Source organism: Synechococcus sp. R65.1, from assembly GCF_047461755.1.
Classification (GTDB): Bacteria; Cyanobacteriota; Cyanobacteriia; order Thermostichales; family Thermostichaceae; genus Thermostichus.
In genome coordinates this window covers 36,957-54,203 of sequence record NZ_JANSHU010000012.1, presented here as the reverse complement: position 1 = coordinate 54,203, position 17,247 = coordinate 36,957, and the positions used below count along the sequence as shown (strand labels likewise).

The 17,247-nt window shown below is 61.4% G+C and carries 15 protein-coding genes and 1 riboswitch; of the genes, 8 read left to right on the top strand and 7 right to left on the bottom strand.

The window, feature by feature from the left end; all coding sequences use genetic code 11:
* Positions 1–299: 299 nt before the first annotated feature.
* Positions 300–2,162, top strand: coding sequence for a hypothetical protein (locus tag NW814_RS06945; RefSeq protein ID WP_414405710.1), 1,863 nt, complete (start codon positions 300–302; stop codon positions 2,160–2,162).
* Positions 2,163–2,191: 29 nt separating this feature from the next.
* Here the strand turns inward: NW814_RS06945 and NW814_RS06940 are convergent, their stop codons facing one another.
* The 3 genes from NW814_RS06940 to NW814_RS06930 form a co-directional block, all read right to left on the bottom strand.
* A complete protein-coding gene (locus tag NW814_RS06940) occupies positions 2,192–3,658 on the bottom strand; it encodes a DASH family cryptochrome (protein WP_414405709.1) in 1,467 nt (488 codons plus the stop codon).
* A 22-nt stretch (positions 3,659–3,680) separates the two neighbouring features.
* A complete protein-coding gene (locus tag NW814_RS06935; RefSeq protein WP_414405708.1) occupies positions 3,681–4,028 on the bottom strand; it encodes an HU family DNA-binding protein in 348 nt (115 codons plus the stop codon).
* Between the two features lie 96 nt (positions 4,029–4,124).
* Positions 4,125–4,352 (bottom strand): cytochrome b6f subunit family protein, encoded by a 228-nt coding sequence (locus NW814_RS06930; protein WP_414405707.1) that lies wholly within the window; start codon positions 4,350–4,352, stop codon positions 4,125–4,127.
* A 148-nt stretch (positions 4,353–4,500) separates the two neighbouring features.
* Between NW814_RS06930 and NW814_RS06925 the strand changes: the two genes are divergently transcribed.
* Complete coding sequence (locus tag NW814_RS06925) at positions 4,501–4,944, top strand: ATP-binding protein (protein ID WP_414405706.1); 444 nt, start codon at positions 4,501–4,503, stop codon at positions 4,942–4,944.
* Here the strand turns inward: NW814_RS06925 and NW814_RS06920 are convergent.
* The gene (locus NW814_RS06920; protein WP_414405705.1) at positions 4,941–6,545 is read right to left on the bottom strand and encodes a DUF3352 domain-containing protein; all 1,605 of its coding nucleotides are present in this window, start codon (positions 6,543–6,545) and stop codon (positions 4,941–4,943) included. The genes NW814_RS06925 and NW814_RS06920 overlap by 4 nt on opposite strands.
* A gap of 339 nt (positions 6,546–6,884) precedes the next feature.
* Between NW814_RS06920 and tatC the strand changes: the two genes are divergently transcribed.
* The 3 genes from tatC (at position 6,885) to NW814_RS06905 (ending at position 10,381) form a co-directional block, all read left to right on the top strand.
* Positions 6,885–7,571: a twin-arginine translocase subunit TatC gene (tatC, locus tag NW814_RS06915; protein WP_414394817.1), complete on the top strand. Its 687-nt coding sequence runs from the start codon at positions 6,885–6,887 to the stop codon at positions 7,569–7,571.
* Positions 7,572–8,177: 606 nt separating this feature from the next.
* Positions 8,178–9,401 carry an NAD(P)/FAD-dependent oxidoreductase gene (locus NW814_RS06910; protein WP_414405704.1) on the top strand — a complete coding sequence of 408 codons (1,224 nt, stop codon included), beginning with the start codon at positions 8,178–8,180 and terminating at the stop codon, positions 9,399–9,401.
* 125 nt (positions 9,402–9,526) lie between these two features.
* Positions 9,527–10,381: a DUF2993 domain-containing protein gene (locus tag NW814_RS06905; RefSeq protein WP_414405703.1), complete on the top strand. Its 855-nt coding sequence runs from the start codon at positions 9,527–9,529 to the stop codon at positions 10,379–10,381.
* Positions 10,382–10,825: 444 nt separating this feature from the next.
* Here the strand turns inward: NW814_RS06905 and NW814_RS06900 are convergent, their stop codons facing one another.
* Complete coding sequence (locus NW814_RS06900) at positions 10,826–12,703, bottom strand: cation:proton antiporter (protein WP_414405702.1); 1,878 nt, start codon at positions 12,701–12,703, stop codon at positions 10,826–10,828.
* 198 nt (positions 12,704–12,901) lie between these two features.
* Positions 12,902–12,981: riboswitch (Glutamine riboswitch) on the top strand.
* A 96-nt stretch (positions 12,982–13,077) separates the two neighbouring features.
* Here NW814_RS06900 and NW814_RS06895 point away from each other — a divergent pair.
* The 3 genes from NW814_RS06895 to NW814_RS06885 all read left to right on the top strand — a co-directional run bounded on the left by NW814_RS06895 (position 13,078) and on the right by NW814_RS06885 (position 15,978).
* Positions 13,078–13,527, top strand: a complete 450-nt coding sequence (locus NW814_RS06895) for a DUF4278 domain-containing protein (protein WP_414405701.1) — start codon at positions 13,078–13,080, stop codon at positions 13,525–13,527.
* A 207-nt stretch (positions 13,528–13,734) separates the two neighbouring features.
* Positions 13,735–14,718 (top strand): methyltransferase domain-containing protein, encoded by a 984-nt coding sequence (locus NW814_RS06890; RefSeq protein WP_414405700.1) that lies wholly within the window; start codon positions 13,735–13,737, stop codon positions 14,716–14,718.
* A 15-nt stretch (positions 14,719–14,733) separates the two neighbouring features.
* Complete coding sequence (locus NW814_RS06885) at positions 14,734–15,978, top strand: FAD-dependent hydroxylase (protein ID WP_414405699.1); 1,245 nt, start codon at positions 14,734–14,736, stop codon at positions 15,976–15,978.
* Here NW814_RS06885 and NW814_RS06880 read toward each other — a convergent pair.
* On the bottom strand, positions 15,948–16,166 hold the full coding sequence (locus tag NW814_RS06880; RefSeq protein WP_414405698.1) for a hypothetical protein: 219 nt from the start codon (positions 16,164–16,166) through the stop codon (positions 15,948–15,950). The two genes, NW814_RS06885 and NW814_RS06880, sit on opposite strands and share 31 nt — an antisense overlap.
* A gap of 506 nt (positions 16,167–16,672) precedes the next feature.
* A complete protein-coding gene (locus NW814_RS06875; protein ID WP_414394661.1) occupies positions 16,673–16,978 on the bottom strand; it encodes an AbrB family transcriptional regulator in 306 nt (101 codons plus the stop codon).
* Between the last annotated feature and the right edge of the window lie 269 nt (positions 16,979–17,247).

Genomic DNA, 17,247 nt, shown 5'->3' with positions numbered 1-17,247 from the left:
CAGACCTGGCTTAGTAAGCATCAGATTGCAGCTGGCTTTTCGAAAGGGATTTGCGTAAGGATAGAGGGAGTGAGGGGTGCAACTCACCCTTGGGTGAGACAGGTTAAGCATGAATAGAGTTAGGGTTAAAGGCCCAGGACGGTGGTTCGGGGGCTTCTCCTTGCCCAATAGACGCTGGGGCGTGGCTGTCGGAAGGAAGGCAGCGGGGCAATTTCTGCCGGCTTTTAGGTAGTCGGTGTCAACATGAGGGGTTTGGGTTGCTGCCACTTCCCAGTTTGTGGAAGAGGATGAGCTGCACGATGCCACGACGGGTTTCCCCTGCGCTGCTCTCCCTGCCTGCACTCAGTGCCCTGGTGCTGGCCCTCTCAGCCTGCGGCCAGCTCTCTTCCTCGAATGTCTCTCCCAGCCTTGTTCCCCCTCCTACCCTGCAGCCAGTTTTCACGCCAACTCCCCTTGGTCTTTCCACCTTTGCCCTCACGCTCGAACAGGCCCGCCAATCGGGTTTGGCGGTGCCCAGCAACCGCATCGTTTTGCTGCTCCAAGAACAGGGATCCGATCTGGTGGCCCAGCTGCCGGCTTCTGAGGTGGAGCGCTGGCTGGCCCGCACCCCTACCTGGCCGGGGGTGGAAGGGATCGACCTGAGCATTAACCTGGGCAGCTACCGCCAGACTGCCAACGCGCCCCTACGCCCGGGGCAACCAGCCACCTTCACCTTTACCGACCCGCCCGCTGGCGAAGCCGAGCTTAGGGCTGTCGCCTACCGGGGATCCACCACCTTGGCACAAGGAAAGGGATCCCTGACTCTTTCTGCCCGCTCTGGAAGCGCTGACAGCAGCAGTCGCCGCCTGAGCCTGCTGGTGCTCTCCGAGGTGGAAGTGCCGCTGCTGCACGCAGGGGCAGGGGTGCCAGCGCCCGGCCAGCCGTTGTTGCTGTCGGGGGAAAATCTGGAGCGGGTGGAAAGCGTTCTTTTTGCCTCAGCCGCCAATCCGGAGCGCATCCTGAGGGGGGAAATTCGCTCGCGCAGCCGCAATAGTCTGACGGTGATGCCGCCAGCCTCTCTTTCCGGCACGGTCTGGGTGGCGGTGGCCGACGCTGAAGGACAAGGACTGGGAACCTGGATTTACGAGTGGCCCACTCCCACCCCCACTCCTACAGCGGCCTCGGGCTGGCGAGTGGAGACCCTCCTCGATGGCCGCACCGCTGCGGCAGCCAAGCCGGAGGGCAGCAGCTCCGATAACGAAGGGGAGGCCGGGATCTCCCTGCAGCAGATCGGCGGCATTGCCGCAGACCCCGAGGGGTTCTTTTACTTAGCCGACCCGGCCCAGCACCGCATTTTCCGGCTTTCCCCCGAAGGGGAACTGGAGGTGTGGGCGGGCAGCGGCAAGGCCGGCCACCGGGATGGGGTGGCGGAGCAGGCCCAGTTTCACTCCCCCCAAGGGCTACTTTGGGATCCCAAGGGGGGGTTGTGGGTGGCCGACAGCGGCAACCATTGCCTGCGCTACATCAGCCGACAGCGGCGGGTGAGAACCTTTGCCGGCACCTGTTCAGCCGGCCACCGAGATGGAGAGCGCGACGAGGCGCAGTTTCGCGAACCCTTTGGCCTGGCCCTGGGTCTGGACGGCAGCCTTTACGTGGCCGATCGCGCCAACCGCCGCATCCGCCGCATCACTCCCACGGGCAAAGTGACGACGGCCGCTGGCACCGGCCAGCCGGGATCCGCCGATGGGCCGGCAGAGCAAGCCCAGCTTCTGGAGCCGACAGCTCTGGCAGTGGACAAGGCGGGTAACCTCTGGATTGCCGATAGGCATCGCCTGCGCCGGCTCTCTGCCGACGGACACCTGACCACCCTCTCCCAGGCGGAAGCAGGCTACCGCGATGGCCCTCTGGCGGAGGCCCGTTTTCAAACCCTTGCAGGGCTGGCCTTCGACAGTGCGGGGGTCCTCTGGCTGGCCGACCAAGACAACCGCCGCATTCGCCGTCTTCAGCCCAGCGGGCAGGTCTCTACCCTGGCCGGGGGGGATGAGCCGGGCTGGCAGGATGGCCCGGTGGTCTCAGCTCGCCTCCAGCGGCCTGGCTCTCTGCTTGCCTTGCCAGACGGCAGCTTGGTGGTGGCGGATGCTGGCCTGCCTGGCTTGTGGCGTCTTAGCCGCGTCGTCCCCTAGCCCGCCACTCCCGTTTCGAGGGGATCCTCCTAGCCGCCACGGTGGCGGGCCAGGGCCGCTTCGTAAGCCCGCCGACTGGCCTGCAGGGACTTTCCCAAATCCACCACGGGGCGGGGATAGTCTACCCCCAGCCGCACGCCAAACTGCTTTTGCTCAGCAGCGCTGAGGCGGTAGGGCTCGTGGATCTTGTCCCCCGGGATCCCGGCCAGCTCCGGCAGCCAGTGGCGTAAGTAGTGGCCCTGGGGATCGTAGTCGCGGGATTGCTTGGGAATGTGGAAGTAGCGAAAGCCGCGGGCATCGTTGCCCACGCCGGCGGCGTAGTTCCAGTTGCCGTAGTTGCTGGCCACGTCGTAGTCAATCAGCAGCGATTCAAACCATTCCGCCCCCAAGCGCCAGTCGATCCCCAGGTTCTTGGTGAGAAAGCTGGCCACATTCTGCCGCCCGCGGTTGGACATAAAGCCGGTGGCGGCCAACTCCCGCATGTTGGCATCCACCAGAGGGTAGCCGGTCTCGCCGCGGCACCAAGCCTGAAAGCGGTCCCAGTCCTGCTGCCAGGGGATGGGGATCCCTTGGATCCCCGAGGGACGAAACAGCTTGGCGCCATGCTTGGCCAGGATGAAGCGAAAGTAATCCCGCCACAGCAGCTCGAAGACCAGCCAGTAGGTGGATTCGTTGCGCACCCGCTCCTCCTCGTAGCGCTTGACTTCGGCATACACCGTGCGAGGAGAAAGGCAACCCAACGCCAACCAAGCAGAAAGACGCGAGCTGTCGTTGGGATCCAGCATGCCGTTGCGGGTTTCTTTGTAGACGCGCAGCCGATCCAGATCCCAGATGTAGATCTGCAGGCGCGCCTGGGCAGCGGTGCTGCCGCCGGTATAGACAAAGCGGGCGCGGGGATCCAGCGGCGGCAAGCTCAACCCCAGCTCCGCCAGAGTGGGCAGAGGGCCAGGGTCCAGCCCTGGCGGCAGGGGCGGCAGGGAGGGGATAGGCAGGGGAGCGCGAACGGCGGCCTTGGCTTCCACCTGCTGGCGGAAGCGGGTGAACACCTCCGGCAGGTCTGCCAGGGCAAAGGGGAGGTCAGCAGGATGGTAGAGGGTGTGGCCCCACTCCAGGTGCAGCGGGATCCCTAAGGGCTGAAGCGCTTGCTGCAGGGCCCTGGCAACCGCCTCCTCCTCCGTGCCCACCTCTTCGTAGGCATAGACAGCCTTTACCCCCCACTCCCGCGCCAGGGCCGGGATCACCTGCTCCGGCTGGCCTTGGCGGATGACCAGATCAGAGCCGCGGGCCCGAAGCTGCTGCCGCAGGTCAGCCAGGCTTTCCAGCAGGAACTGGGCGCGGAAAGGACCGGTCTTAGGAAAGCCAAAGGCCGTCCGGCCAAAGTGGCGCGGATCCAGGCAGTAGAGGGGAATGAGGAAGGATCCCTGCTGGCAAGCCCGCGTCAGCGGCTGGTGATCCAGTAGGCGCAAATCGGTGCGAAACCAAAGCAGAACGGCCATTCTAGACGGATGGCGGCGCTTCTCAATCCCCTCGGCGTTCTCTCCTAGGGTGTCCCAGCTCCGGGCTGGGGGCAAAATAGGGCACTTGGGCAGCCGGGATGTGGACAGGAGCCTTAGTGCGGGGGTGATAGGTTTGCCGGGCCGGACGGGGCCGCAGCAAGAAGGTGCCAAAGCGCGCCAGCCGCACGGATCCTCCTTCCGCCAGACATTGGCTGATGCTGTCTAGCATGGCCTCTAGAGCAGCGGCAGCCATTTTGACGGTCAGACCATCCACCTGAGCAGCCATCTGGCGGGCCAACAAACGGCGATTTAGATGGGGAGAAGCCACAGCCACCTCCCAAAACGGCAAGATATTATCCCAAAACGGCAAGATATTATAAGCTTCCCTAGCTCTACAACGGCGCCGAAGCTGGCTACCAAGCCGAAACACCAGCATAGGGAAGCCTGCTTGGCTGCCTCCAGAGCTTCAGCGAGCCTTCTCCTGCGTCGGGTTGGAATCGACCTCCTCCACCTCACTTTCGAAAAACCAGTGCCGCGAGCGGTCAGGAAATTCCAGGATATAGCCAATGCCACTGCCATCGACCACCCGACGCGCCAGGACCACGCCCTCCTTGCCCACCAAGGCGCTCACCTCTTCCTGCCCGCGATCGCGAATGGAGCGCACCCTAACTTTATCGCCAACTTTGATCGCCATAACACTAGAGGTAACCGCGAAGAGCTTCACCACTCAAGATGGTACGGCAAAAATGGCCACCCCTTTCCCGAAACTGGCCTGCGCCGGCCGACGCAGACGGCCATTGCTAAGATCGACAAGAGCGTTGTGCGCCGGGAAGACCGCCCCTGTGATTGCCCTGTCCCTAAAACCCGCCCATTGCTCCTGGAGCGTTGTCAGCTTTCCCTCCACCCTCTACACGCAGCCGATTCTGGATCTGTTGGTTGCCAAAGTTCCTCCCCCCTGGAAGGCAGAGGTACGCCTGGGCCTGCAAGAAGCCCTCATCAACGCTGTCCGCCATGGCAATGGTCTGGATCCCAACAAGAGGGTGATCGTCGAATACACCAGCTCCGAGCGCTTCTACCAGTGGCTAGTGCGGGATCAGGGATCCGGCTTCTGTCCCCAGCAAGAGCTGCAGCGCTGCCGCTGCGGCCTCTTGGAAACAGAGGAATCGGGCCGGGGGGTGCTCCTGCTGACCCAAATCTTTGACTTTGTGGAATGGAACGAGACGGGCAACCAAGTCTATTTGGCCAAGTTCATCTACCCCGGCTGCCGCGATCCCTGGATAGTCTAATACCACTGCCAAAACAGCTTGCCCCTCTGGAGAAGCCAGCGGCCCCGATCGGGGTAGGGAGCTTCAGAGAACTTCAGGGCAGTAGTGGCAAAGGCAAAGCGAGTGGATGACCAGCGGGATCCCGAAAGCTGAGGCAGCCAGGTTTCCAGTAAGCCTAAGGATCCATATCCATAACCCAGGTTGCGGTGAGGCAGGGGAGCCACCAGGCGGCGCCAGGCACGAGTGGCGCTCAAGGGGGGATCTGCCAGGGCCGCTTCCAGAGCCGCCAAAGACGAAGCCAGATAGGAATAGCCGTCCCGGTCAGCGTGATACACCTGGGCTAGCGGCGGCGGCTTTGGGATCGCGGGCAGGTTCTGAGGCACCAACTCTGCTAGGGGCTGGACTACGGGTTTGCTCCAGGCGGTGGCGACGCCGTGTTTTGTTGCCATCGACACCACCTGCCAGCCCTGCGCAATTGCCCGCTCATCCAGCGTCGGTGCCTCCGGCCTCTTGCCAACCCAGAGCCAGGCCGGTTTCCCATCCGCGGGTAGAAGGGCAAGGGCAAACTCTCCCGTTTCCGGCACCAGCCGCTGCCAGTCCAGGTCGACCTGGGCTGGCCCCCACTGACCCGGATCCAGCGGCAATCCCAGAAGGCGGAGGGGCTGCACCTGTCCCAGGCTCTGCCAAAAGACAGCCCAGTTGCGGCCAGACACCAGCGCCAGCGTCTCGTCGGGCAGCTGACCAATAACCTGGGGACGAAAAGCTTCGCTCCTGGGCAGGGCAAAGTTGGCAGGCGTATGCCAAAGGGCAGCCGTTTCTGCTAGCAAACCCTGAAAGCTCACCCCTAGCCCCAGCCCCACCGCCTGCAAGGTCAACCCTTCAGCGGAGGCCGGCTGCGGATTTTGCCAGAAGGCCCAACCTACCTGCGCCGGTGGCAGCGCCTGGATGACCTGCCGAAACTGCGGCTCGGCCATGAGCGACAGCTGCGGCACCTGCCAGGCATCGATAGCGGCGCGAAGGGCTGCTGCCTTCTCCGCCAACAGCACGTAGCGCTCCCCGAAAAGGGCTGCCGCAAACCCCGGCAACCCTGGCAGCGGACTGGAGACTACCTGGATGCCCTTGTAGGTGTCCACCTGGACCGGCAGACCGGCCAAACTCTGCCGCTCCCACAACAGGTTGAGCTCAAACTGCGCCAGCGCTGGCTTGCAGATTTCCAGGGCAACCAAGGTGCCCCACTCCGGCAAGCTGGCCAAGAGGGTGCTTTTTCCCAGCCAGGGCTGCACCTCCCGCTCGAAATTCAGGGATCCCCCCGCCAAGAGGGATCCCAGCCATCCTGGACCTTCGCTGGAGAAAAATTTGCGCCACTGCTGGCGGGTAGCGCGTCGTTGGGAGGCGGGGGTTGCCGCTTGCCAGAATGCCTGCAGATTTTCCAGGGGAACAGCTAGCAGCAGCAGCGCCTGAGTGGAGCGGGGGGCCAGGCCCACAATCGGCGGCAGCTCATGGCGAACCAGCAACAAGGCCAGCGGACTTTGGGTGAGCAGCCAAGCGATTACCCACACGCTCATGGCCGCCAGCAGGCCCAGACCAATTAGGATGCCGCGCCGGAGTTGCCCTTGTCCCATACCTCCATCCCCAGTCTGGAATAGACGCTGTCTTGCCGCAAAGCTGGCAGTTAGCACCGCGTAACCATCTTACCTGGGAGGGGAAGTTGGCTCCCCTTGCTTGCCGTTAACCGCCACCTATAAAGAGTTTCCTGGAACAGCGGTGCGCTGACCCATGCTGAGGGGGGCGTGTTGGGCAGGCGCTTTTCCTTGAGGCTGGGGCAAGGCTAAGATAGCGGGAAAGGTTGTGTTACCAGCCGGCTCATGCCCCTTGCCTCTGAGACTGACTCCTCGCAGCAAGCTGCGCCAGCGCAAGCGCCCACGCGGCTGCCCAATCCAGAGTTTCCCTACGAGGTCGAGATGACCTTGATGGAGCACCTGGAGGAGCTGCGCCGCCGCCTCTTGGCCAGCCTCATTGCTGTGGGCCTGTGCATCGTCGCCTGTTTTCTGGGGGTAAACCGCCTTGTTGCTTTTCTGGAGGTGCCAGCCCAGGGGGTAACCTTCCTGCAACTGGCGCCGGGCGAGTACTTCTTCGTCTCCCTCAAGGTAGCGGCCTATGCCGGCTTGCTCTTGGCCACGCCCTTTTTGCTCTACCAAATCGTCCGCTTTGTGTTGCCAGGGCTAAGCGTCAAGGAGATCAGGCTGCTGGGACCGGCGGTGCTGGGATCCAGCCTCTTGTTTGTGGCGGGCTTAGCCTTTGCCTACTACCTTCTCATTCCGGCAGCGCTGAACTTCTTTATTCGCTATGGGGAAGGGGTAGTGGAGCAGGCATGGTCCATCGATCGCTACTTTGAGTTTGTGCTGCTGTTGATGTTCAGCACTGGCTTGGCCTTTCAGGTGCCAATTCTGCAGGCACTGCTGGGGGCTTTGGGGCTGGTAACTGCCGAGCAGATGCTCAAGGGCTGGCGCTACGTCGTTGTGGCTTCAGTGGTGGCGGGGGCCATTCTTACCCCTTCCACGGATCCCCTTACCCAGAGCCTCCTAGCCGGCGCGATCACGTTCCTGTACGGGTTGGGCGTTTTGCTGGTGAAGCTACTGGGTCGGTGACACGGGCGCTAGCTTGGGCAGCCCGGCTTCCCCGTGCGGGGAAAGCGGTTTGACCTTGGAAAGAAAGATGGACAAGCTCTACCTGCTCACCAAAATCCTTAGCGGTAACAGTCGAGGCTGCAGCCCTGGTTAGGGCTGGAATACCAGCCTTTGGCAACAGCCGCACCCTTTGGCCAGCAGAAAGGCTCATTGGGGCAGAGGGAAAGTTTGTCCAATTTGTCTATCCCGGCAGGGGATCCGCCCCGCCCCTACCCTAGCTCAGGCGAGGGGGGTAGCTAGCTATGCGCCCCTAGTAAGGGGTGTGGGCAACAGTTGCTGCTGTTTTCCATCTTCAGTAGCTGCTGCAGGGCCTTGGCCAGCGGGGACAGGCAGCAAAGCTTCCTACTGCTGCTCGCTGCCGAAGAGGCTGCTGCTGCAGAAGCGGATTTTCTGAACTTTCAAGAACGAGTTCTTGACCTCAGGGCTTCTATGCTTTCTTGGAGTTTTTGCCCCAAAACAAACCCCTATCCTGCTAGAACCTACGATCCTTCCTATCCAGTTGGCAGTTACTGGGACAGCACGATAGCAGACTCCAGTTGGCGACACCCAGCACCTCTGCAAGGGCAGGTGGAGGCTGAGGTAGCCATCATTGGGGGCGGGTTCACAGGGCTTTCGACAGCCCTGCACCTAGTCCGCGATCACGGCATTTCCGCCTGCCTGCTGGAGGCGGGATCCCTGGGCTGGGGAGCCTCGGGGCGTAATGGCGGTTTCTGCGGCGTGGGGGCAAGCTGCCTGACTCACGCCCAGATGGTACGGCGGGTAGGGCTAGCGGAGACGGAGCGCTACTACCGGGATCAATGGCAGGCAGTGGAAACCGTCCAAGAGCTGGCTGCTACCGAGGGCTTTTCCCTGGATGCCCAGGGCCAGGGCTGGTACGCGGTGGCCCATCGCCCCAGTGCTTGGCAGGAGTTGGAGGCGGAATACCAGATCTACACCCAGGTGGCCGGCTACCCCGTTCAGCTCCTTAGCCCCAAAGAGCTGCGGGAGCGGGGCTTCGACAGTCGGGAGAACTACGGCGCTCTCCACATCGGCATTGGTTTTGGCCTCAACCCCCTCAAGCTTACCCAGGGGCTAGCTCAGGCTGCCCGCCGGTGGGGAGCCCAGCTATACAGTGCTAGCCCGGTTATCGCCTGGGAGAAAGTGGGATCCTACCACCTTTGCCATACGCCGGGGGGCACAGTGCGGGCGCGCCACCTGGTGATTGCCACCAATGGCTACACGCCAGCCCACCTCTATCCCCAACTGGCGGGATCCCTGCTGCCGGTGCTTTCCAACATCGTGGTGACCCGCCCCCTGACGCCAGCGGAGCAAAAAGCCCAGGGCTGGTGGGATCCGACCCCTGTCTACGACACGCGGCGGCTTCTGTTCTACTACCGTCTCTTGCCCGATGGGCGGCTGCTGTTTGGGGGGCGGGATGGCACCTGCGACGACCCAGCGCAACGGCAGCGCCTGCAAGCTTGGATGGTGCAGCGGCTCTACCGCCTCTTTCCCGCCTGGGAGGGGGTGGAGATTGAGTACGCCTGGAATGGCTTGGTTTGCCTCTCCCGCCAGCTTCACCCTCACATCGGCCCTTCGCCAACGGATCCCAGCCTGTGGTACGGCCTAGCCTACCATGGCAGCGGTGTGGCCACAGGGGTGTGGGCGGGCAAAATCTTGGCTCAGGATATCGCCGGTCATCGACCCCAGATCAGTGCCCTCTTTCGTCAGCCGCCGCGGGTTTTCCCTTTCCCTGGCTTGCGGCTTCACTACCTGCGGTTGGGGTATCTTTGGTGGCAGTTGATAGACGGCTAGCTTCCCCAAGAGTGCGCGAGAAGCCCCTGGGCGCTGCCACCGCCCTGTCGTAATCTAGTCCTAGCCTGGCCCGAGAAAGCCCCCTAGCTTCTCGCCTTTTGGTTCTTATTCCCCTGAGGTGCCTCGTGCTGTCCCCATCTTGGCCTGAACAGGACTCTCTCCCCCTGAAGCCAACAACTAGCCGCCAACAACAGCCCTCCGCCGGGAGGCAGCGGCTGGGGTTTGCTCTGCTGCTTGGCCTGCCTGCTATGTTTTTGCCCTGGCCTGCCCTTGCCCAAATTGCCGGATCCCTGCTCAATCCTCTGGTGGCTGCCTGGATTCGCTCTGAGGTGCAGCAGGTGGACAACTTGCAGGTGCAAATTGCCGGTTCCGACGCCCAGATTCTCAAGGGTCAGATCCCTCAAGCTCAGGTCTCAGGAGACAACCTCATCTACCAAGGCTTCCAGATCAGCCATCTGCGGCTGCGGGGCCAAGATATTCGCCTCAATGTGGGGGAAGCTATTCAAGGGCGCAGCCCCCTGCGGCTGTTGGCCCCTGTGCCAGTGCAGGTAAGCTTGCGCCTCACAGAAGCAGACTTGAATCGCACCCTTCAGGCTCCCCTCATCCAGTCGCAACTGGCCCAAGCGCGGGTGCAACTGCCCTTTGGAGAGCAAACGGTTCCCTTTTTAATCCGCCAGCCCCAGGTTGCCCTAGAGCCAGGGCGGCTGCGCATCCGGGCCCAACTGGTTACTCCTGAGGGGGCGGAGGTGCCCGTTACGGTGGTGACTGGGCTGCAGGCTCAGGGCCCTAGCCAGTTGCGGCTGGTTAACCCTGTGTGGATAAGTGAAGGTCAGGAGATCCCTATCCCCGGCCTGGCAGATTTTCCCATCCAGTTGGATCCAGGTGTGCGCATTGATCGCTTGGAGCTGCAGCCCGGCCAGATCCTCTACGAGGGGATGTTGGTTATCTACCCGGAAGCGGCGACCCCAGCCCGGGGGTAGTTGCTGCTGCTGAATTCTCTCCCCCGCAAGCTGCAGGTAGCCAGATACCACTTGACCAAGTTGAGGGCAGCGTTGAAACTACCCTATAACCGAGCTGGCCCCGGCCACGCCTATTGCCCCAATCCCTCCTCTCCAACTTCTCAAGGTAGGGTGACGCCTGTTCTCTGGGCCGGTGAGCCAATGATGGACGTAGGCAACAAGGCACGCCATGACACCCAAGTCGTGGCAAAGGCTACCCCCAGAAGTGCCTTGTTCTCGAAAATAGCGCTGGCTACTGCTCCCCAAAATAGAAGAAATCCTCCCCACCCCTGCCACGAGAGCAGAAAGGGCAAGCAGAGCAAAGGCTCTCAACCAAGCGAGTGGTCTGGGTAGCCAAACAGGCCAGCGCATAGAGATCTCCCAGAGAGTAAGTCACTCAGCTTAATCTTGCCCCAGCTTGTGTTCTCACTCAGCCGAGCTAGGGATCCCTGCCCATTCCGGCTGCCCGGGGTGCCGCCACTGCTCCCACCAAGCCAGCACCGATTCCGATGGACTAGCGTCATGGCTGCCGTTAGCAGGAGGCGGTGGCGGCCAGCTGACAGACGTGGGGATTAGGCAACTGGGGGGGAGAGGTCGCAGGTTGCGGTAGTGGCAGCTGCGGATGGCCAGGATCTCCTGCTGGACAACCTCCAGGGGCTCGCCCAGCTGGAGCAACAGGTGACTGCACAGCCCCAAGCTGGCCTCAAATTCCGGGTGGACGACTTCTCTAGCCCCCAACTGGTAGAGCTGTTCAATGTCCTCTTCGTGAGTGGCCCGCACCACTACCTCCAGGTGGGGCGCCAGTTCTAGCGCCTGTTTGAGGCAGAGGCGGGTGCTTAGACGATCTGGCAAGGCAATGACCAGGGCGTGAGCTTGGTTCAGGCGAGCTTTCTCCAGCACCAGGGCGCTGGCAGCATTGCCGTAGAGGTAGGGGATCCCCTGCGAGCGCAGCTGTTGGATGACCTGTTCCGAGGAGTCAACTACCAAAAGGGGATAGCGACGGGCCTGCAGAATGCGCACCACATCTTGCCCCACCCGACCGTAGCCACACACCACCACGTGGCCCTCTTGAGGAGCCCTGGCATCCAGGTCGCGAGGCCGCTCGTCTGCTGCTAGCCAGCGAGACAAGAAGGGGATCCCTTGCAGTTTCCTCAGCAGCCCCGGCGCGCCCTTAAGCAAAAAGGGAGTGACAAGCAAGGTAACAGCAGTGGTGCTGACAATGAGCAAATACAGCTGCCGCGACACCAGTCCCAGGGCCTGCCCCTCGCTGGCCAGGACAAAGGAAAACTCGCCAATCTGAGAAAGGCCCAGCCCTACCAACACCGCCGCCGGGAGGGGGTAGCCAAACAGCCCAGCCAGAGGCGCCACCAGGCAAAACTTGCCCACCATCACTAGCCCCACCAGCCCCAGAATCAGCGTCAGGTGGTCAGCAATGAAGCGGGGATCGATGAGCATGCCAATGGCAGCAAAAAAGAGGGCAGCAAACACATCCCGCAAGGGCTCTACGTAGGCCAGGGTTTGGTCGGCGTATTCCGCTTCCGAAATCATCAGCCCCGCAATGAAAGCCCCGATCTCGCTGGAAAGGCCCAGCCGCTCGGTTAGGAGAGCAATCCCCACGCAGAGGCTGATGACCCCCAGTAGGAATACCTCTTTGTTCTCCTGCTGGGCCAATAGCCGCAGCAAGGCGGGCACCAGCCAAATACCCCCCAGCACTGCTCCTACTGCCACCAGGCCAATTTCCGCTACTGACTTAGCCAGGGATCCCGCCAGCTTCGGCAGGGGAGCATCCAAAGCTGGCAACACCGCCAGCATTAGCCCTACCGCCAAATCCTGCACGATCAAGATCCCCAGCATGGCCTGGGCCTGGGGCGTGCCCATCTGGTTGGTCTCGGTGAGGCTTTTGAGCACCACCGCCGTGGAAGACAAGGAGAGCACCGCTCCCAAAAAGATCCCCTGCACCGGCGTCAGCCAGCCACTGGCCATCGCTAGCACCGCTGTGACTGCAATCGTTAGGCCAATCTGCAAAAGGCCGCCGCCTAGAGCAATCCCGCGCACTTGGCGCAGTTCTTTGAGGGAAAACTCCACCCCCAAGGTAAACAGCAAAAAGGTCACGCCAAACTGGGCCAGGGTTTCCACCTGCACCACCTCTTTAATCCACCCCAGCCCTGTCGGCCCCACTAGGATCCCGGCTAGCAAGTAACCCAAAAGCACTGGCTGCCGCAGCAGTGCCGCTAGAAGCCCTCCTGCTGCCGCTGCCGCCAGTACTGTGGCAATGTCCAGAATCAGGCGAAAGTCTTCCTGCACAGGGACACCCACCCCGAAATATGAACTTTTGTAGCCGATCCTGAGGGCTCTTCCACGATACTGCTTCCCTCAGCCGCGTGGACAGATCCCCGCGCACTCCAGTCCAGCAGGGGTAGCCCCGGGGGAGAGCGGCCAAAATTTTTGTTAAAGGTTACCTAGAAAACCTCAAAACCGTAGCTTATAATACGAAATGAAGAAATCGTTCATCCTCTGGCGGGTTCAAGAGCGACCCCACAGCCAGAGGACGGAAGTAGGGAGCTATCCCGAAGGAACGCGCCTCAACCCCTGTAGCTGTTTGCAAAACATCCCAGCTCACCTCTCACCTTGGGAGGGGGAGGGGATACCAACAACTCTCAACTTTGGAGGCGAAGATGATGAAACTCTCTTACCGTGGTGTCGGTTACACCTTCTCACCGCCGACTGTGACCGTTTCCCCTGGCAAGGTGGGGGGCCGTTATCGAGGGCTGGACTGGCGGTTCCGCCACCTAACCAAGCCGCTGGTTTTGTCCACCAACTTGGACTTTCTCTACCGGGGAGTAGCCTATCGTCCCAAAGCGGCTGAGGCAGCAGCTCAAGAGATTCCAGCAGTAGCCTCCGAGGCGGCAGCAACCCCTGGCCGTTCCCACGTTTTGGATGAGCTAGCTCGTCGGCTGATGGCGGGCCACCAACGCGCTATTCGAATTCGGCAGCAGGCGATGCTGGTACGCGGTACAGAGCGGGTTGGCCTGCACACCAACGTGCGCAACTTCTGGAACCGTATCCAAGGGAAAGTGCACCCCACCTTCCGCTTGACCTACGACCGTACGCGAGTTAGCATGAGCTAACCTCCAGGCAAGTGCTTTGGGGGGATCCTCAAAGAGGCCCCTTGCAAAGGGCACCAAAAAAACCCTCCTGCTGCTAGCAGGTAGGTAGGTGCCTTTTTCTGTATCTCTTGTGTATCTTTGTGCGGCCAAGAAAACTTGCCTTCCAAGGCTATAATGCCCTAGTGGGCTTTTGAGATCTGTCCCAACTCAAGCAGCCTCAAGTTATTGATGCGCCCAATGCCTTGGATTTTGGCCCCAGTTTTGCTCCTAGGCGTAGGTCTAGCGGCCTACGTGCTGACTGCTCGCAAGTATCGCTCTCCTGAGTCGGTAGCCCGCGCCTACGACGAGTGGACGCGGGACGGGATCCTGGAGTTTTACTGGGGCGAACACATCCACCTGGGCCACTACGGATCCCCGCCGCGGCGGAAAAACTTCATCCAGGCTAAGCACGACTTTGTCCATGAGATGGTGCGCTGGGGGGGGCTGGATCGGCTGCCGCCGGGGTCAACAGTGCTGGATGTGGGCTGTGGCATTGGCGGCAGCTGCCGCATCTTGGCTCGCGACTATGGCTTTGTGGTAACCGGCATTACTATCAGTCCACGACAGGTGAAGCGGGCTCAAGAGCTCACCCCCCCTGATCTGCCTGTGCGATTTCAGGTGGCCGACGCCCTCGACCTCCCCTTTCCCGACGCCAGCTTCGATGTCGTCTGGTCCATTGAGGCCGGCCCCCACATGCCAGACAAGGCCCGCTATGCTAGCGAGATGCTGCGGGTGCTCAAGCCAGGTGGCATTCTAGTGGTGGCAGACTGGAACCAGCGCGACGACCGCCAAAAGCCCCTCAACTTCTGGGAGCGCCTGGTGATGCGGCAGTTGCTGGACCAGTGGGCGCACCCCGCTTTTTCCAGCATCGAAGGCTTTGTGGAAGCGCTGGAAGCCACAGGGCTGGTAGAGGGGGGAGTGGAGACTGCCGACTGGACCCAAGAGACCCTTCCTTCTTGGTTAGATTCCATCTGGCAGGGGGTTGTCCGGCCGGAGGGGTTGCTAAAGTTTGGCTTGGTGGGCCTGATCAAGTCGCTGCGGGAGGTGCCCACTTTCTTACTCATGCACCTGGCCTTCAGTACCGGCCTCTGCCGCTTTGGCATGTTCCGAGCCGTGCGAGCGGCCACGCCAGCTAACTCGAGTTGCGTGGAGGCAGTGGCCTACAGCACCTAACTACCCAAGTGGGAAATGACAGCCCTTGCTCCCCCTTCAGGTACCTTGGAAGCCTTCTACGATGTGGTGATTGTCGGCGGAGGCATCACGGGTCTAACCCTAGCCTGTGCCCTCCGAGCCTCCGGCCTGCGTTTAGCCCTCGTTGAGGCCCAGTCGTCTGAGGCTGTTCGGCAACGCCCCCTGGCCTACGCCCTTTCGCCCCTGTCAATCCGCATCTTCCGGTCAATTGGCGTGTGGGAGGCCCTAGCTCCCCACATTACCCCCTTTGCCCAAGTCATTTTGACAGATGCCGACGCTCCCCAGCGGGTGACGTTTAGACCGGAGGATGTGGGGGAAACAGCAGTTTTCTACTGCGGCGAACATGCCTGGCTGCAGCAGGTGCTCCAGGAGCAGGTGGCTGCCGATCCCTGCATTACCTGCTACTACGAAGCCAGGGTGGAGCGAGTTACCTACGGGAAAAGCGCGGCTGAGGTGGAGCTGACAACAGCCCAAGGTCAGCGCCGACTGGCAACCTCGCTGGTAGTAGCCGCCGATGGTCTGCGCTCCCAGGTGCGGCAGTGGGCAGGGATCCCAAGCGACGGCTGGGACTACTGGCAGTCGTGTATCACTGCCCTGGTGGCCCCTGCCCAAGACCACCAGAACATCGCCTACGAACGCTTTTGGCCTGCTGGGCCCTTTGCCATCCTGCCCCTGCCTGGCAATCGCTGCCAGGTAGTTTGGATCTTGCCCCATGAGCAGGCCAAAGCCACGCTGGCTCTTTCTCAGGCCGACTTCTTGGCCGAGATGCAGCGCTACTATGGTTCCCAGGGCGGCTGCCTGACCTTGTTGAACCCGCCCCAGCTCTTCCCCGCTCGTCTGCGCCAGAGTCGCCGCTACTATCAGCACCGCTTGGCCTTGGTGGGAGATGCGGCTCACCACTGCCATCCGGTGGCTGGCCAAGGGCTAAACCTCGGTATCCGCGATGCCGCCGCCTTGGCCCAAGTGTTGCTGGAGGCTCGCAGGCGGCAGGAGGATTTGGGAGATGTCAGAGTCCTGCGGCGCTACGGCCGCCGTCGCCGTTGGGAAAACTGGGTGGTGCTGCTCTTTACCGACCTGCTCACCCGCACCTTCTCCAACTCCTACTGGCCCGTAGTGGTTGGGCGGCGCTGGGTTCTCCAGGGGATGATAGTTTTCCCGCCACTGCGGCGCTTTCTGCTGCGCCTGATGACTGGCCTGTGGGGGAGTCCTCCCTACAACCCCAGCTCCTCCTTGGCTTTTTGAGCTGCCCAAAGCACCTCCGCATCCTCGACCTGCAACCGGTTGGGCTTGACAATCTCAGCGTAGAACTTTTCGTCGTAGGGGCGGGTTCGCACCACCACCGGCATGGGCACAGCATGGCCAAGGATCAGGGGCTGCTGCTTCGAATCCAGCTTAACTAGCACCGTCTTCAGGTTCTGGTTGCCTGCCACTCGTGGGAGCACGGCCTTGACGACAGGACAAGTGCAGCTTGTAGGTGTCCTGCGGCTCAGGGCGAAAGCGCAGCTGACTAACCTGCTGCAGGGGCAGCCCTGGCTGCATCGGGATGGTGAGGGCAGAGTTGGTGCTGAAGCGCAAGAGCTCCTGCGGTTTAAGCAGCAGCTCGCTGCCCTACCCTACACGTCGAAAACGACCGCTGTCAGCGGCTCCAACTGAACCGTCAGCCGTTGTTCAAATTGCAGCCAAATGCGTCCTGCTGCCCAGGGGCTGGCTGAGAGGAGACCCACTGCAGCAACTCCCTTGGCAGTGACCCAACCTGCGGATCCGTTGCCCTCATGAACCCTCTACGCTGGAGCCCTCAACAATTGCAACTAGGGATCCTCAACAGATGTGAGGATCCCTTCTCTGCCTCAAGGAGGGGGAAGATTTCCCACCCACCGTACCTCCCTGAAACGCTGGCATTACTAGAGAGAACCTCGACAAGGTAGGTGATGGGAAATCAGTCGACGCGCTCCAGCTTGATGTTGTGGTGGCCCAACTTGATCTCAAACTGATCTCCGGGCTTGAGTCCCATTTTCTTTGTATAGGCGGCCCCAATTAGGATGTTGCCGTTCTTATGAACCGAAACCCGGAAGGTAGGAGCGCGACCGCGGGAACCGTTCTCATCACTGGTACCGAGATCTACCCCAATAGCCTTGAGCAAGGCGTTGTTGAACTGCATCAGATTTACTCGCTCCTGCCCGTTCTTGGTATAGGTGACGTAACCGCAAGCGCGAGCTTTCTCCTTGGGATCTGCGTTTCCCATGGAGGTTACCCTGTCGAGGAGCTCTTGGCCAGTGAGTGGCTTCGGCTTTCCGGTCGTAGTCATATCCAGCGCGTTTAAGGACAACAGTTAGTGTAGCCAAAAACAAATAGCGATTGCAATAGAGTTGCCTTCAGCTCTTTCTTATCTTGTTAGACTTGTTAGAAGGGATAAGTTTGGCAACCGAGTAGGATCTAAGGAGGCGGGTGCGCAAAGCCGCAGTAGTGAATTCTGTCTAGGGGACGGAGCCTGTAGAGTTGGGTTGGACTTTT

Bases quoted from the DNA above. Each gene is read 5' to 3' on its own strand.
- NW814_RS06945 (WP_414405710.1), top strand. From the start codon at position 300: ATGCCACGACGGGTTTCCCCTGCGCTGCTCTCCCTGCCTGCACTCAGT.
- NW814_RS06940 (WP_414405709.1), bottom strand. From the start codon at position 3,658: ATGGCCGTTCTGCTTTGGTTTCGCACCGATTTGCGCCTACTGGATCAC.
- NW814_RS06930 (WP_414405707.1), bottom strand. From the start codon at position 4,352: ATGGCGATCAAAGTTGGCGATAAAGTTAGGGTGCGCTCCATTCGCGAT.
- NW814_RS06920 (WP_414405705.1), bottom strand. From the start codon at position 6,545: ATGGGACAAGGGCAACTCCGGCGCGGCATCCTAATTGGTCTGGGCCTG.
- tatC (WP_414394817.1), top strand. From the start codon at position 6,885: ATGACCTTGATGGAGCACCTGGAGGAGCTGCGCCGCCGCCTCTTGGCC.
- NW814_RS06895 (WP_414405701.1), top strand. From the start codon at position 13,078: ATGAAACTCTCTTACCGTGGTGTCGGTTACACCTTCTCACCGCCGACT.
- NW814_RS06890 (WP_414405700.1), top strand. From the start codon at position 13,735: ATGCGCCCAATGCCTTGGATTTTGGCCCCAGTTTTGCTCCTAGGCGTA.
- NW814_RS06885 (WP_414405699.1), top strand. From the start codon at position 14,734: ATGACAGCCCTTGCTCCCCCTTCAGGTACCTTGGAAGCCTTCTACGAT.
- NW814_RS06875 (WP_414394661.1), bottom strand. From the start codon at position 16,978: ATGGGAAACGCAGATCCCAAGGAGAAAGCTCGCGCTTGCGGTTACGTC.